Origin of the sequence: Nonomuraea composti (assembly GCF_012034275.1) — a bacterium.
GTDB lineage: Bacteria > Actinomycetota > Actinomycetes > Streptosporangiales > Streptosporangiaceae > Nonomuraea > Nonomuraea composti.
Genome location: NZ_JAATEP010000067.1, coordinates 15,987 through 31,604 on the forward strand (window position 1 = coordinate 15,987; position 15,618 = coordinate 31,604).

Consider the following 15,618-nt stretch of genomic DNA (forward strand, 5'->3'; position numbering starts at 1 on the left):
ACCTGGACTGCTAGATGGCGCTGCTCAAACGGTCGAGCAAGCCGGCACCCGACCCCGAGGGTCGCATGCCGCTGATGGAGCATCTGCGGGAGCTGCGCAACCGCCTGGTCATCGCGCTGCTCGCCATGGTCGTGGGCATCGTGGTGGGCTTCTTCGTCTTCGACCCGGTGTGGGCGTTCATCAAGGAGCCGTTCTGCGAGACGCCGGCGGCCGGTCAGCTCCGCCCCGGTGAGTGCACGCTCATCTTCAGCGGCATCTTCCAGTCGTTCTTCCTGACGCTGAAGGTCGCGGCCCTGGTCGGGATCGTCGTGTCCTCACCCGTCTGGCTGTACCAGATCTGGGCGTTCGTCACGCCCGCCCTCTACCGCAACGAGAAGAAGTACTCCTTCGCCTTCCTCGGGCTGGCGATCCCGCTGTTCCTGCTCGGCACGGCGCTGGCGTACGTCATCATGGACACCAGCCTCGCGATCCTGCTCGGGTTCGCGCCCAGCGACACCGTCGCGGCCGTGCAGATCGACGAGTACCTCAGCTACGTGCTGATCATGCTGGTGATCTTCGGCATCTCGTTCGAGCTGCCGCTGCTGCTGGTGTTCCTCAACATCATCGGCGTCCTGTCCCACGCCACGGTCAAGAAGCACCGCCGTACGGTCGTCTTCATCATGTTCGTCTTCGGCGCGGTCATCACGCCCGGCGGCGACCCGCTGACGATGATGGCGCTGGCGGCGCCGATGGTCGTGCTGTACTTCCTGGCCGAAGGCTTCATGTTCCTGCGTGAGCGGCGCCTGCCGAACACCGAGGACTTCTCCCACCTGTCCGACGACGAGGCTTCGCCCCTGGTCGAGGACCACGCGCCGGTCGGCGACCCGGCTCCGCTGGACGACCCGGCGCCGCTCGACGACGATCCGCCCGGATCCGGTAGGCGGTAGGGCAAGCCGATAAGGGCATTCCGGTTGCGTCCGGCAGGCGATACATTCCGGGCGTGGCCTCCTCACCGCACCTCGCCCTGCTGGTCAATCCCGCCGCGCGCGGCGGGCGTACGCTGCGCCTGCTCGAGCCCGTGGCACGGCGGCTGCGTGCCGGAGGGGCCGAGCTGTCGGTGATCGTCGGCGACGACCCCACCGACGCGATGGAGCGGGCCTGCACCGCCGTCTCCGAGCGCCCCGACGCGCTCGTGGCCTTCGGCGGCGACGGCCTCGTGCACCTGGCCGTGCAGGCGGTGGCCGGCACCGACGTGCCGCTCGGCATCATCCCCGCGGGCACCGGCAACGACTTCGCCGCCGCGCTCGGCCTGCCCCGCGGCGATCTGGTGGCCGCCGCCGCGACCGTGCTGCGCATGAAGCCGCGCCTGGTGGACGCCGCGCACATCCGCACGGGCGGCGCCGAGGAACTGTTCGCCGGGGTGGCGTGCTGCGGGTTCGACTCGCGCGTCAACGAGCGGGCCAACCGGCTCACCTGGCCGCCCGGCATGGCCCGCTACATGGTGGCCACGGCGCGGGAGCTGCGCTCGTTCCGGCCGGTCCCGTTCCGCCTCACGCTGGACGAGGACGAGGTGATCGAGCGGGAGGCCATGCTGGTGGCGGTGGCCAACACGCGCTCGTACGGGGCGGGGATGCGGGTCTGCCCCGACGCCAGGCCTGACGACGGGCTGCTGGACGTGGTGACGATCGGGGCCCTGTCCAGGGCGGAGTTCCTGCGCGTCTTCCCGAGCGTGTACCGGGGGCGGCACGTGACGCATCCGGCCGTGTCGGTACGGCGGGTGCGCGGCGTCCGGATCGAGGCCGAGGAGCTGGTCGCCTACGCCGACGGGGAGCGGATCGGCGCGGTCCCGGTGCACTGCGAGGTGCGGCCGGGCGCGCTGCGCGTCCTCGTCTGAAATCTACTTCGTAAAGGCGCCGGAGCCGGATCGCCGCAGCAGAGCCGGAATGGGCGGGACGGACCGGAATGGCGATTTCGGTAGGCTGGCGGGTATGACAACGCCAGCGGAACGCTACGCGGCCTTCCGTCAGAAGCACGGGGACGACGGGGCCGCTCTCAGATCGTTCCGAGGTCTCTACGACTTCGAGCTGGACGACTTCCAGCTCGACGCCTGCAGGGCCCTGGAAGCCGGCGACGGGGTGCTGGTCGCGGCGCCCACGGGCTCGGGCAAGACGGTCGTGGGCGAGTTCGCCGTCCACCTGGCCCTGGAGCAGGGCCTCAAGTGCTTCTACACGACGCCCATCAAGGCGCTGTCGAACCAGAAGTACAACGACCTGGTCAAGCGCTACGGCACCGCCAAGGTCGGCCTGCTGACCGGCGACAACAGCGTCAACGGCGAGGCGCCCATCGTGGTCATGACGACCGAGGTGCTGCGCAACATGCTCTACGCCGGGTCGGCGACGCTGGCCGGGCTGGGGTTCGCGGTGATGGACGAGGTCCACTACCTGGCCGACCGGTTCAGGGGCGCGGTGTGGGAGGAGGTCATCATCCACCTGCCCGACTCGGTGCGGCTGGTCGCGCTGTCGGCGACGGTCAGCAACGCCGAGGAGTTCGGCGAGTGGATGGGCGAGGTGCGCGGCGACACGACGGTGATCGTCGACGAGCACCGGCCGGTGCCGCTGTGGCAGCACATGATGGTCGGCAACCGCATCTACGACCTGTTCATGACCGACGACCTGACACCGCGCATCAACCCGACGCTGATGCGGGTCACGCGTGACGCCGAGCGGCTGACGGCGGGGCGGGGCCGGCGCGGCTACGGCCGGCCGCAGCGCTCGCGCCCGCCGGACCGGGTGCAGGTGATCGAGAAGCTGGACAGCGAGGGGCTGCTGCCGGCGATCACGTTCATCTTCTCGCGGGCGGGCTGCGACGCGGCGGTGCAGCAGTGCCTGCACGCGGGCATCCGGCTGACCACCGACCGCGAGCGGCACGAGATCAGGCAGCTCGTGGACGAGCGCACGGCGCACCTGCCCGACGAGGACCTCGCGGTGCTGGGCTACCTGGAGTGGCGCGACTGCCTGGAGCGGGGCCTGGCGGCGCACCACGCGGGCATGCTGCCGGCCTTCAAGGAGGTCGTGGAGGAGCTGTTCACGCGCGGGCTGGTCAAGGCGGTGTTCGCGACCGAGACGCTGGCGCTGGGCATCAACATGCCGGCCCGCAGCGTGGTGATCGAGAAGCTCGACAAGTGGAACGGCGAGACGCACGCCGACCTGACGCCGGGGGAGTACACCCAGCTCACCGGCCGGGCCGGGCGGCGCGGCATCGACGTCGAAGGCCACGCGGTGGTGCTGTGGCAGCCGGGCATGGATCCGCTGTCGGTGGCGGGGCTGGCGGGCACCCGTACGTATCCGCTGCGCTCCAGCTTCCAGCCGTCGTACAACATGGCGGTCAACCTCGTCGGCCAGTTCGGCCGCGAGCGCGCCAGGACGCTGCTGGAGGAGTCGTTCGCGCAGTTCCAGGCCGACCGGGCGGTCGTGGGGCTGGCCAAGCAGCTGCGCAAGCACGAGGAGGCGCTGGAGGGCTACCAGGAGGCCATGACGTGCCACCTGGGCGACTTCCCCGAGTACGCGGCCTTGCGGCGGCGCCTGTCGGACCGGGAGGCGGAGCTGTCGCGCCAGCGGGGCGCGGCGCGGCGGGCGGCGGCGGTGCGCTCGCTGGAGGCGTTGCAGCCCGGCGACGTCATCCGGGTGCCGGGCGGGCGCCGGGCGGGGCTGGCGATCGTGCTGGACCCGGGCCGCAACCCGCGCGGTCACGGGCCGAGCCCGCTGGTGCTGACGATCGGCAAGCAGATCAAGAAGCTCGACCCGGCCGACTTCCCCGTGCCGGTGGAGCCGCTGGAGAAGCTGCGCATCCCGAAGAACTTCAACGGCCGCTCGCCGAAGGAACGCGCCAACCTCGTCTCGACGCTGCTGGCCAAGATCGGTGATCGCGATCTGGGCAAGCCGGTGCGGGCGCGCGACCACACGGTGGAGGACGACGAGATCAACGAGCTGCGCCGGCTGATCCGCCAGCACCCGTGCCACGGCTGCGACGAGCGGGAGGACCACGCGCGCTGGGCGGAGCGCTACTACAAGCTGCTGCGCGAGACCGAAGGGCTGCGGCGCCGCGTCGAGGGCCGCTCGCACGTCATCTCCCGGACGTTCGACCGGATCTGCTCGGTGCTGGAGCAGCTCGGCTACCTCGACGGCGAGACCGTCACCGACGAGGGCCGGCGGCTGGGCCGCCTCTACACGGAGCTGGACCTGCTGACCGCCGAGTCGCTGCGCAAGGGCCTGTGGGAGGAGCTCGACCCGGCGGAGCTGGCGGCGTGCGTGTCGGCGCTGGTGTTCGAGTCGCGGGCGTCCGACGACACCCGCCGCCCGAAGATCCCCGCCGGGCGGGCTCAAGACGCGCTGTCGGCGATGATCCGGCTGTGGGGGGAGCTGGAGGGCATCGAGTCCGACCACGGGCTGTCCACGATCAGGGAGCCCGATCTCGGGTTCGCGTGGGCGGCGTTCCGGTGGACCAAGGGGCACAGCCTCGACGCGGTGCTCATGGAGGGCGTCAACGGCAACGAGCTGGCGGCCGGTGACTTCGTGCGGTGGATCAAGCAGCTGATGGACCTGCTCGGCCAGCTCGGCAACGCGGCGCCGCCCGGCAGCAAGATCAAGCAGACGGCGGTGAAGGCGATGGACGCGATGCGGCGGGGCGTGGTGGCGTACTCGTCGCTGACCTGATCGCGGGGCGCGCGGCCTGCGCTCGTCCCAGGGTCCTGTCCCGGGCCCTGGGACACGATGGCGCAGGCCCCATATCACGGCGTTATGGGCACATTGGGAGGTATCAAGTGGGTCTGCTGATGTCAGCCTGAGGGCACCCCCAGCCGGCCGGGGCTCGTCCACTCCACCCCCTGAGGAGCAACGAGCGTGAACCCCAAGCTCAGGCTGGGCGCTGCCGCCCTTCTCGCGTTAGCCCTGGCCGTCACCGCACCGGCGGGAGCCACGAGCGCGAGCGTCCGGGCGGCCGATCCGCCGTCACCCTCCGAGCGCGGCGCCGCGGTGGCGACCGCGCAGCGCGTCATCGCCGCCGGCCGGCCGCAGCTCCTGGCCGCCGATCAGGACGCCTTCTCGCTGGCGTCGTCCGTCCCGGGCGTCAACGGCATCCAGCACCTGACGTACGCGCGTACCCACGCCGGGCTGCCTGTCTACGGCGGCGAGGTCGTCGTCACGACCGACAGGTCCGGAAGGGCCGTCAGCGCGGTCGGCACCGGCCAGCAGGCGGTGATCGCGCTGGACACCAAGCCGCGGATTGGCGCGCAGGAGGCCGCCGAGACGGCCCGCGCCGCGGCGCCGAAGGCCGACGCGGCCGGCACGCCGGCGCTCGTCGTGCACGCCGCCACCGCCACGCCGCGCCTGGCGTGGGAGGTCGTGGCCGGTGCCGCCGACGGGTCGAGCATCCTGCACGTGTACGTGGACGCGCAGGACGGCCAGGTCCTCGACCAGTGGGACCAGGTCGTCGACGGCACCGGCAACAGCTACTACAACGGCAACCCGGTCACGATCGACACCTCGCCGTCGTACGTGATGCGCGACCCCACCCGTACCGGTATCCAGTGCGGCGGGCAGAACGGCGCGGTCTACAGCAAGTCCACCGACAGCTGGGGCAACGGCAGCGGCACGAACCTGGAGACGGCCTGCGTGGACGCGCTGTTCGCCGCCCAGCGCCAGTGGAACATGCTGCGCGACTGGCTCGGCCGCAACGGCGTCAACGGCTCGGGCCGCGGCTATCCGGCCCGGGTCGGGCTGAACCAGGCCAACGCCTTCTGGAACGGCTCGTACGCCTCCTTCGGCCGCAACTCGGCCGGCACCCAGCAGGCCACGTCCATGGACGTCGTCGCGCACGAGTTCGGCCACGGCGTCTTCCAGTTCTCCGGCGGCAGTGGCGGCAGCGGCAACGAGGCCGGCGGCCTGAACGAGTCGACGGGTGACATCTTCGGCGCGCTGACCGAGGCGTACGTCAACGAGCCCGCCACGCTCGACCCGCCCGACTACCTGGTCGGCGAGGAGGTCAACCTGGTGGGGCGGGGCGCGATCAGGAACATGTACAACCCGTCGGCGCTCGGCCATCCGAACTGCTACAGCTCCTCGATCCCGAGCACCGAGGTGCACGCGGCGGCCGGGCCCCAGAACCACTGGTTCTACCTGCTGGCCGAGGGCACCAACCCGAGCGGGAAGCCGGCCAGCAGCCGGTGCGACGGCGGCGCGGCCATCACCGGCGTCGGCGTCCGTAAGGCGGGCCAGATCTTCATGACCGGCCTGAACATGAAGACGGCGCCGTGGACGCACGCCAAGGCGCGGGTGGCGACGCTGCGGGCGGCCCGGACGTTGTTCAGCGGCTGTGTCGAGTTCAACGTCGTCAAGGCGGCCTGGAGCGGGGTGAACGTCCCCGCGCAGAGCGGCGAGCCCACCTGTCCCTGATTCTTTTCGGGCGGGATGCTCCTGAGAGCTGGTTCTCAGGAGCATCCTTGGCCCCGCCTTGACCTCGCCCTGTCGTTTTACCTGTCGCGCGGCGACTTTACTTCTGCGTCGTCAGCGCCTTTCTGCGCGGGTTTTACCAGTCAAGACTGTTTGAAATCAGCGAATATCTGCTGATTTATCGCATTTCGGGTGCTAGCGTCCGATTTGTCAGTGTTCAGCCAACGGGGGAGGAATCATGGCGAACACGCAACTGTCTCAGGCCGGATACCAGCAAGGCTGGGGTTGCCGACGCAGGCGCCGCTGCTATCGCAGGTGGAACTGCTGCCACCGCCGCAGGTGGTGGGGGTGCTAGAGCGCCCCGTCGAGAGCCGGCGGCTCAGCCGCCGGCTCTCTCTGAGCGCCTCCGGCCGTGAACTCGCACCGGCGATTTCCCTTCGCCACACCTTTCGCGAATTCTGGCCGGACACCCGCGGATTGCGGAAGCTGTTCGCGGCCGGGGTGGTGTTCGCCATTCTGGCCGCGCTCTGCGAAGTGGCCGCGATCCGCCTGTTCGGGCACATCACCGACGAAGTGCTGACGACCCGCAACCTGGGGGCCTTCTGGGCGCCCGCGATCTGGTGGCTCGGGCTCGCCGCACTCGCCGGGGTGACCGCCTTCGCGGGGGCCTACGCCACCGCGCTCGGCGCCGAACGGTTCCTGCTGGCCCTGCGCGACCGCGTGTACGCGCACGTGCAGACGCTCGCGCCGGACTTCTCCGAGAAGCGGCGGCTCGGCGACCTGATGGCCCGGCTCACCGACGACATCGAAGCCATCGAGGAACTCGTCGGATCCGGGCTCGTCAAGATCATCACCACGGTCGCGAGCGTCGTCTTCTTCGCCGGGGCGGCCTTCGTCATCCGCTGGGACCTCGCCCTGCTGACGATGGCGCTGGTCCCGCTCTTCCTGGTGGTCTCCAAGGTGTTCGCGGACCGGTTCCGCTCCGCCGCGGCACTCGAACGCGCCAGCAACGGGGCCATGAACAGCGTCCTGGAGGAAGGGCTGGCCAACCAGCCGCTCGTCCAGGCGTACAACCGGCAGCACGACGAGTCCCGGCGCCTGCACCGGGAGGGGCGCGGCTGGCTGCGCGCCAACATGGCGCAAGCCTGGCTGGCCGGCCTCTACAGCCCCGTCGTCCAGGTCATCGAGACCGTCTGCCTGATCGTCATCCTCGGGTTCGGCGCGTGGGAGATCGCGGCCGGGCGGCTGACGCTCGGCGGGCTGCTCGCCTTCGCCGCCTACCTGGCCCTGCTCTACCCGGCCGTGCAGTCGCTGGGCGAGCTGGCCATGACGGTCTCCGAAGCGGCGGCCGGCTCCGACCGGGTCATCGAGATCCTGCGGACCGGGCCCGCCGTGACCGACGCTCCCGACGCCGTGCCGGCCGGCCGCGGCCACGGCCGCGTCACCTTCGAACGGGTCGGCTTCGCCTACCCCGGACGGGGGCGGCCGGTGCTGCGCGACCTGTCCTTCACCGCCGAGCCCGGCGACGTCGTCGTCCTGGCCGGGCCCAGCGGGGCGGGCAAGTCCACCGTGGCCAAGCTGCTGCTGCGCTTCTACGACCCGGACCAGGGGCGCGTCCTGCTCGACGGCGTGGACGTGCGCCGCCTGACGCGGGAGTCGCTGCGCGACAATGTGACGATCCTGCACCAGGAGACGCTGCTGTTCTCCGGCTCCGTCCGCGACAACATCGCCTACGGACGGCCCGGCGCCTCGCTCGACGAGGTGATCAGGGCGGCGGAGGCGGCCGGGGTGCACGACTTCGTCAAGCTGCTGCCCCAGGGGTACGACACGCCCGTCGGGCAGCGCGGCCGGCTGCTGTCCGGGGGGCAGCGGCAGCGGATCGCGATCGCCCGGGCCATCCTGCGCGACACGCCGGTGCTCGTGCTCGACGAGCCCACCAGCGGGCTCGACGACGCCACCGCCGCCCAGGTGATGCGGCCGCTGCGGCGGCTCATGGCCGGGCGGACGACGCTGCTCATCACGCACGACCTGCGGCACCTGCCGGAGCGGGCGCGCGTGGTGGCGCTGGAGCCGGTGCCCCGCGAGGAACGCATCCGGCTCAAGCGCGTCGGCATGCCGTCCCGCGGCACCCACGCCCCGCCGTCCACGGCGGCGTCCGGAACGCCGTCCACGGCGGCGTCCGGAATGACGCGCGGAACGGCGTCCGGAACGGCGTGCGGAACGGTGTCCGGAACGACGCGCGGAGCGGCGTCCGGAGCCGGTATGGGACGGCGCGCGCCGCGGGCGCCCGCACCCCGCGCCGCGCCGGAAAGCTCCGCGGTGCCGGCCGCCTCGGAGAGCTCGCGCGCGGAGGGGGTGGCCGAGAGTGAGGGGGTGGCCGGGCGTGAGGGGGCGTCGGCCTCGCCCGGGTCCTCGTGACCGCCTTGGGTCCGTACGCGGCGGCGCCCGTTCCCCTGCGGTGGGGCGGGCGCCGTCGTGCCCGGCTGGGGCGTGTGGGCTGGTATGTCCGGGGACGCGCTCGATAGAATCGGAGAGCTCTCTCCGTTTGTCCTGAAGGCAGGTCGAGGTCATGGGCGACGATCACAGCGCCGCCAGGCCGCTGCGCGCCGACGCCCGCCGCAACCGCGACCGGGTCCTGCAGATCGCGCAGGAGGCCCTGGCCAGCGACGGCCTGACCATCTCCTTCGACGAGATCGCCCGGCGGGCCGGGTTCGGGGTCGGCACCGTCTACCGGCACTTCCCGACCAAGGAGGCGCTGGTCGAGGCGGTGCTGCTGGGGCGCATCGAGCGGTTCGTGGCCGACGCCAGGGCGCTGGCCACCGCCGAGGACGCGGGGCGGGCGTTCTTCGGCTGGTTCACGACGGTGGTGGAGCAGGCGGCGGCGAACCAGGCGCTGTGCGACATGCTGGACAGCGGCTCGGGGATGGCGCTGCGGCCCGGCTCCACGCTGGCCGACGACTTCGCCGCCGCGCTGGCCCGGCTGCTGGCGCGGGCGCAGCGGGTCGGCGCGGTGCGGCCCGACCTCCAGCCGCAGGACGTGCACGACCTGCTGCGCGGCTGCCTGGCCGCCGAGCGCCGCGCCCGCGCCAGGGGCGGGGCGGTGCGGATGGCGGAGGTCATCTGCGAGGGCATGCGCGCCAAGCCCGCCTCGCCCCCGCCGACGTTCTGACCAGGGGAGTGGGGCCGGTCAGGGGGCGAGGGTGAAGCGGACCTCTCGGGTGGACGGGTCGGCCTGGGTGAGGCGGACCGTGACCTGCTCGCCCAGCGGCAGCGTCCCGTCGCAGCGGGCGATCACCGCCGGGTCCATGAGCTGCACCTGCCCGCCCCCGCGCCGCTCGTCCACGTCGATCACGACCGCCTCGAACGCCTGCCCGATCCGCTCGCGCAGCAGGAACGCCTCCACCAGGTCCACGCACGCCCGCTCCACGGCCCCCGCGCGCCGGCCGGAGGCCGCCATGAGGTCCGGCAGGAGGGGGAGCGCGGCCCGTACGGAGGCGGGGACCGGCTCGCCGGCCGCGACCGCCAGGCACACCTCGGTCGCGTAGCGGTCGACCAGGCGCCGCAGCGGGGCCGTGACATGCGTGTACGGCGCGGCGACGGCGGCGTGCTCGGCCAGCCGGGGCGGGGCGCCGTCGAAGGCCACGTAGCCGGCGCCGCGCAGCAGCACCTTCGACTCGTGCAGGAACGCCGCGTGCCGCCCCTCCTTCGGGTCGAGGCCGTGCACGACGTCGCCGTAGCCGGCGCCCTCCGGCCAGGGCACGCCGAGGGCCTGCGCGACCCGGCGTACCTTGGCCAGGTCGTCGGGCTGCGGGCGGGGCAGCACGCGCAGGACGCCGATCTCGGCGTCGAGCATCATCGTGGCCGCGGCCATGCCGGTGAGCAGCGAGATCTGCGCGTTCCACGCCTCGGCGGGCAGCGGCAGCCGGAACTCCAGGCGGTAGCCGCCGTCGTCGCGCACCACCTCCTGCTCGGGGGTGGGCAGGGTGACGCCGCCGCGCTCGCGTTCCAGCGCCAGCCGCAGCTCGCCGATCTCGGCCAGCAGCTCCAGCACGCCGTCGGCGGTGCCGGTGTCGTGGACGGCCTGCACGTAGTCGTAGTCGTAGCGCTCGCGGCTGCGGACGAGGGCGCGCCGGACGTCGGCGCCGAGGGTGCGGCCGTCGGAGTCGAGGTCGACGCGCCAGACCACGGCGGGTCGCAGCGCGCCGGGCAGCAGGCTGGCGGCGTCCTCCGACAGCACCGGCGGGTGCAGCGGCACCTTGCCCGCCGGCAGGTAGACGGTCTCGCCCCGCGCGCGGGCCTCGGCGTCGATGGGGCCGCCCGTGCGGACGAACGCGCCGACGTCGGCGATGGCGTACCAGACGCGGTAGCCGGCACGCAGCCGCTCGAGGTGCACGGCCTGGTCGAGGTCCATCGAGCCGGGCGGGTCGATGGTGACGAACGGGACGTCCGTCAGGTCGTCGGCGTCGAGCCGCGGCACCTTGGCCACCCATCCGGCCTCGTCGAGCACGGCGCGGGGGAAGCCGCCGGGCAGCTTCAGCTCCCGCGTGATCCGCTCGAACCCGTCCTCCAGCTTGAGGGGTATCTGATCGGGAACCTGAATCGTTGGCACGCGTGACAACCTACCCCGCACGCGATCGCCCAGGAGGGGCGCCGTCAGGTGAGGTGCCGGTCGAGGCCGGTGATGCGGAGCAGGCGGCGCATGTTCGGGGGCACGCCTTCGATGTGCAGGCGGGTGTGCCGGCCGGCGGCCTGGTTCTGGACGGAGACGAGGATGCCGAGACCGGCGGCGTCGATGAAGGACAGGCGGCTGACCTCGATGACGAGCTCGGCGTCGGTGCCGCGCGTGTGACCGGCCTCCTGGAGCAGCGAGAGGAGGTGGCCGCGCAGCTGCTCGGTGGTGGCGATGTCGAGCTCGCCGGCCACGCTCACCATGAGCGTGCCGTCGTGGCGGCTGGTGGTCAGGTGTAGTGGATCCATGTCCGGCTCCGCGCTCTCTCAGGGCCGGGATCATCCTGTCGGTAGCGCGGACCCGCCCTTTGGCACCAGATGTCATGCATGCGTCACATAGAGCGACTGTGTGCTTCCGAAGTGGAGTGTACATCCCTGTACGTGCCCTTCGACAGGGCGGCCGGGATTCGGGTGGACAGGAGAATTCCTCAGGAAAACAATTCTGGTTACCAGATAGAAGAAAACTCATCCTTCGGGCTTCGTGGGGGGTGGCACCGCCGGTCGGCTCGACCGATCTTAATTTGTGAGATATTTCGGCATTTGTCGGGGGCGATCACTACGCTGCTAGCCCTGGGGATACGAGGGGAAAGCGAACCAAGATCGTGTTAATCGCAGTCGCAGTACTGGCCGCCGCCGTGGTGGGCGCGGTGGCCTGGTGGCTCCGCCGGAACGGCGCCTCCGGTGGGGACCGGATCAACGGTGACGAGCCCGGCGGGTTCGAGCCGGGGCCGGAGCGGAGGCGGGAGTGGGAGCTGCTGCTGACGTCCGAGGCGGAAGCGGCGTTCACCGAGGGCCTGCGGGCCTACCACGAGGCGGGCGGTGCGTTGCGGGTGGGCGCCGAGCAGGGCGTGCTCACCACGTACGAGCCGCCGCGGCTCATCTCCCTGCACCTGCTCGCCGACGCCTTCGCCGCCCGGGGGGACGCGGCGCTGCACGACCCGCAGGGGACGGTCGAGCGGCTCCTCGAACGGCTGGCCGCCACCGAGCGGCCCGGGGTGCTGCACCTGCGGCCCGGCGGGCTGGACGGGGAGGTGGACGGCATGGACGCCGTCCGGTTCGCCGCCGCCGTGGGCGAGACGGTCCGGCCGGGCGGCTGGACGGCCGAGGCGCGCCTTGGAGCGTTGCAGGTCACGGTGCGCGGCGACGAGCCCGTCGGAAGTGCGCGGGGGAGCGGGGACAGGCCGCTCACGCACGTCAACGGCACGCCGATCAAGTCGCTCGCCGCCAAGGAAGGCGACGACGGGGACGTTCCTGAGGAGAGCGGGGCCGGTGCGGCGAACACGATGATGCTGGACCTGGCCCGGGTGCTCGACCTCTACCAGGAGGCGCGAGCCGACCGCCCGGAGGCCGAGCCGCGGACGCTGCTGGGCGAGATCGTGCCCCGCCTGATCGCCGCGGGCGGCCCCGGCGTGACGTGGGCGAGGCCGCCGCGGCGGGCAGAGCTGCGGACGGTGCTGGGAAGCGAACCGGAGTTGCACTGAGGACGGGCCGGAAGTCACGAGCGGGTCGCCGGGCTGATGGCGGAGAGCAGGATCAAGGGCGGGGCGCTGGGCTGATGGCGGGTGAGGGGTTACGGGCGGGGGCGTTGCGGGGCGCGCTGGTCGTGGTGGCCGTGCTGCTGCTCTTCGGCGCCGGTCTGTGGACGGTCTCGCGGATCGGGCCCGCCCCCGCGGGGCCGGGCACGGAGCCCGGGCCCGAGGCCGGCGTGGTGGACGAGGAGGACCCGCTCGCCGTGACGGTGGTGCCGCCGCGCGTGCCGCCCGGCACCGAATCGGTGCGGGTGGCCGCGGCCTGCGCCGAGCCTCCGGAGAGGACGACCGCGCAGTCCGCCGCCTTCATGGACAGCGTGGCGTTCGCGCGCGCCCCGTCCGGGACGGCCATGTACGCCGACGCGGAGCTGGACCCGGAGCTGCCCCCCGGCAGGTACCACGTCTTCGCCCTGTGCGGCACCCGGTTCGGCAGCGCCGAGCTGGAGATCGAGGGACGGAAGGGCCCGGAGCCGAAGCGCACGGCCACGACCAGGATCACTCTCACGCCGGCACGTCCGGGCGACTGGCGCGACCATCCGGACGGGGAGCGCCTCGGCGCCGAGTTCGGCCCGGGCTGGATCGTCTTCAGGGTGCAGGTCACGCACGAGGTGCGGGTGCCCGCCGACGACCCTGACGTGGCGGCTCTGCGCGCGGGCGCCGCGGGATACGACCCGTCCACGTTCGTGAGTGACCGGCTGGGGTCCTTCTCCGTGCGCGCGCCCCGGTCGATCCTCAGCCTGGGCTACGCGGCGCCCGTGGTCAGGACGGACAGCGGCGCGCGCGAGGCCGTCATCACCTACACGGGTCTCGACTACGGCGCCGTGGACCCGCGCGAGTCCTCCTCCGTGGGCGTCGCCTACGACCCGCCCGGGGCCGAGGGCGTTCCCCGGCTGGACTCCCACGAGATCGTCGTCCTCGCGACCGGCTGGACGGTGGCGGGGGTGAGCGGCCCGCCGCCGCTGGCGCAGGAGGCGCATCTCCTGCGCCTCGACGGCGGTGACCGCCCGGCGCGGGTCGCCTTCATCCGGGACGGCAGGACCGGACCCATGGCCTACTTCCTCAATGAGGACCAGGACATGGCGGCGTACCTGGAGGGCACCGACCCGGAGGACCAGGGGATCGAGCAGGTTGAGCGGACGCCGGGCCTGCTCGGCATGGAGCCCGGCACGTTCCTGGAGCGGGCCTGGATGGCGGCGCTCGTGGCGGGGCTGGTCGCGGCCGTACTGCTCCTGCTCGTCACGCTGGCGCGCGCCCTCGGCCGCCCGTGGTGGCGTCGCCGCCGCAACTGGGTGCTCGCGGTCATGGCGGGGGGCGGATACGGCTGGTACCTGCTCGCCGGAGGGGCCGACCTCCCGGCGTTCCTGCTCGTGGCGGGGCTGCCCGCGCTGGCGCTGCTGTCGGCGTTGCGCGCCGCGGGCGGGCGCAGCGACCTGCCCCGGGCGGGGGCGGCGGTGGCGGCGGCGCTGGCGGGCCTCGTCCTGGGGGCGTGGCCGCTGGCGGCCTCGTTCGGGGGCGGGCCCGCCGCCGGGGTGCTGGCGGTCGCGGCGGGAGCGGCGGGGGTGACGGCCGCCGTGCCGCGGCTGCGCCGCCTGTTCCCTCCGGCCGGTCTGGTGCTGCTGGGCGCCGGGGCGATGCTGGCGGGCATGGCGGCGGTGGCCGGGCACGCCCCGCCGTCCCTCATGTGGCTGGCGCTGATGGTGGTCGGCTGGGACGCCCTGGTGTTCGGCTGGGCGACCGAGGCGAGTCACCGGTGGTCGGCGGGGAGCGCGGCGCGGTGGGTGGCGGCGGCGACGGTCGTGTGCGGCGCGCAGGTCTACGTGGTCATGGAGCCGGACGCGCGCAGCACGTGGACGTCCCCGACCCCGGAGGACCTGTTCGTGGTGGCGGAGACGGTGGCGTTCATGAGCATGCCGCTGCTGGCGCTGGCGATGCTCGTCGTACGCGTGCGCCGCTTGGGCGGGAGCGCCGACGGGCTTACCGAGCCGGCCGCCTTCCACACGGCGGTGCTCCTGCTGCTGCTCACGCGCGCCCAGGCCAGCGATCCCGTGGCGGGCATCATGATCCTGCTCGTGTGGGCCGGCGTGGTCGTCCTGCTGCCGGCGCCGCGGGCCGAGCTGCTGCGCGCCGTGCCACCGGAGGAGCACCGGCGGCTCGTACGGGACCTGATCAGGCGCCGCTCGGCCCGGGCGGCGCTCACGGCGCTGCTGCGGCAGCCGGGGGAGGGCGACGACTTCGAGCAGCGGCGGCAGGCGCTGGAGCGGGCGGGCGACGAGCACGAGGGGCCGCTCGACTCCGATCTCGCGCTCACCACCCTGGCCGGGCGCACCCCCTGGCAGAACGCGCTCGCCTCGCTGGGAGTGGGGGCGGCGCTGTCGCTGCCGTTCTCGGTCGTGCGGATCTCGGAGTCCTTGCAGGGGTTGCAGGCAGGACCGCAGGAGGTGGCCGCCGCCGCGCTGGCGCTGCTGTCGCTGCCCGCGCTCAGCATGGTGTCCGGGTACTTCTATCCGCGCGTGCGCGGCACCACCCCGGTCGCCAAGTGCCTGGCGTTCTTCCTGGCGGCGCTGCTGGTCGAGCTGCCCACGTACGTGTACACGCTCGTGCGGACCTCCATTGCGCAGGACGGCTGGGTGGTGCCGCCCACGGCGGACGGGGCGCTCGTCGGTGTGCTCGTCGCGGCCGGCAACATCGCCGTGGTCAGCATCGGGCTGGGCCTGTGGTGGGAGTGGCGGCTCACGTGGCTGGCGGGCGAGCCGTGGGGGCGCATCAGGGACGTCCGTACGCTGCGCGCCCTGGCGGCGCCGCTGGCCGCGGTGGCGATCGCGGCCGCGACCACGGCGGCCACCGCGATGGTCAACAACGTGATCGCGCCGCTGCCCAGCGGCCCCCCTGCCGCGGAGGCCACCTCCACCCCGACGCGGACTCCTTGAGCGGGCCGC

Annotated in this window: 10 protein-coding genes; 8 read left to right on the forward strand and 2 right to left on the reverse strand. The window is 72.9% G+C overall.

Features of this window, described 5'->3' with window-relative positions; genetic code table 11:
* Positions 1–14: 14 nt before the first annotated feature.
* The 6 genes from tatC to HCN51_RS50185 all read left to right on the forward strand — a co-directional run bounded on the left by tatC (position 15) and on the right by HCN51_RS50185 (position 9,594).
* Positions 15–926 carry a twin-arginine translocase subunit TatC gene (tatC, locus tag HCN51_RS50160; protein WP_240974076.1) on the forward strand — a complete coding sequence of 304 codons (912 nt, stop codon included), beginning with the start codon at positions 15–17 and terminating at the stop codon, positions 924–926.
* Between the two features lie 53 nt (positions 927–979).
* Positions 980–1,873, forward strand: a complete 894-nt coding sequence (locus HCN51_RS50165; protein WP_168019708.1) for a YegS/Rv2252/BmrU family lipid kinase — start codon at positions 980–982, stop codon at positions 1,871–1,873.
* A 94-nt stretch (positions 1,874–1,967) separates the two neighbouring features.
* Complete coding sequence (locus HCN51_RS50170; RefSeq protein ID WP_080037265.1) at positions 1,968–4,691, forward strand: DEAD/DEAH box helicase; 2,724 nt, start codon at positions 1,968–1,970, stop codon at positions 4,689–4,691.
* Between the two features lie 186 nt (positions 4,692–4,877).
* Complete coding sequence (locus HCN51_RS50175; RefSeq protein WP_168019731.1) at positions 4,878–6,428, forward strand: M4 family metallopeptidase; 1,551 nt, start codon at positions 4,878–4,880, stop codon at positions 6,426–6,428.
* 474 nt (positions 6,429–6,902) lie between these two features.
* A complete protein-coding gene (locus HCN51_RS50180; RefSeq protein WP_240974077.1) occupies positions 6,903–8,843 on the forward strand; it encodes an ABC transporter ATP-binding protein in 1,941 nt (646 codons plus the stop codon).
* A 151-nt stretch (positions 8,844–8,994) separates the two neighbouring features.
* A complete protein-coding gene (locus tag HCN51_RS50185) occupies positions 8,995–9,594 on the forward strand; it encodes a TetR/AcrR family transcriptional regulator (protein ID WP_168019733.1) in 600 nt (199 codons plus the stop codon).
* An 18-nt stretch (positions 9,595–9,612) separates the two neighbouring features.
* Here HCN51_RS50185 and HCN51_RS50190 read toward each other — a convergent pair whose 3' ends face one another.
* Both HCN51_RS50190 and HCN51_RS50195 read right to left on the reverse strand, forming a co-directional pair.
* Positions 9,613–11,034: an RNB domain-containing ribonuclease gene (locus HCN51_RS50190; protein ID WP_168019735.1), complete on the reverse strand. Its 1,422-nt coding sequence runs from the start codon at positions 11,032–11,034 to the stop codon at positions 9,613–9,615.
* A 44-nt stretch (positions 11,035–11,078) separates the two neighbouring features.
* The gene (locus HCN51_RS50195; RefSeq protein WP_168019737.1) at positions 11,079–11,402 is read right to left on the reverse strand and encodes an STAS domain-containing protein; all 324 of its coding nucleotides are present in this window, start codon (positions 11,400–11,402) and stop codon (positions 11,079–11,081) included.
* Positions 11,403–11,755: 353 nt separating this feature from the next.
* Between HCN51_RS50195 and HCN51_RS50200 the strand changes: the two genes are divergently transcribed.
* The gene (locus HCN51_RS50200) at positions 11,756–12,634 is read left to right on the forward strand and encodes a hypothetical protein (protein WP_168019739.1); all 879 of its coding nucleotides are present in this window, start codon (positions 11,756–11,758) and stop codon (positions 12,632–12,634) included.
* Between the two features lie 74 nt (positions 12,635–12,708).
* Positions 12,709–15,609, forward strand: a complete 2,901-nt coding sequence (locus HCN51_RS50205) for a hypothetical protein (RefSeq protein WP_168019741.1) — start codon at positions 12,709–12,711, stop codon at positions 15,607–15,609.
* The last annotated feature ends 9 nt before the right edge of the window (positions 15,610–15,618 follow it).

Coding starts and splice junctions, on each gene's coding strand:
- HCN51_RS50170 (WP_080037265.1), top strand. CDS start 1,968: ATGACAACGCCAGCGGAACGCTACGCGGCCTTCCGTCAGAAGCACGGG.
- HCN51_RS50195 (WP_168019737.1), bottom strand. CDS start 11,402: ATGGATCCACTACACCTGACCACCAGCCGCCACGACGGCACGCTCATG.
- tatC (WP_240974076.1), top strand. CDS start 15: ATGGCGCTGCTCAAACGGTCGAGCAAGCCGGCACCCGACCCCGAGGGT.
- HCN51_RS50185 (WP_168019733.1), top strand. CDS start 8,995: ATGGGCGACGATCACAGCGCCGCCAGGCCGCTGCGCGCCGACGCCCGC.
- HCN51_RS50205 (WP_168019741.1), top strand. CDS start 12,709: ATGGCGGGTGAGGGGTTACGGGCGGGGGCGTTGCGGGGCGCGCTGGTC.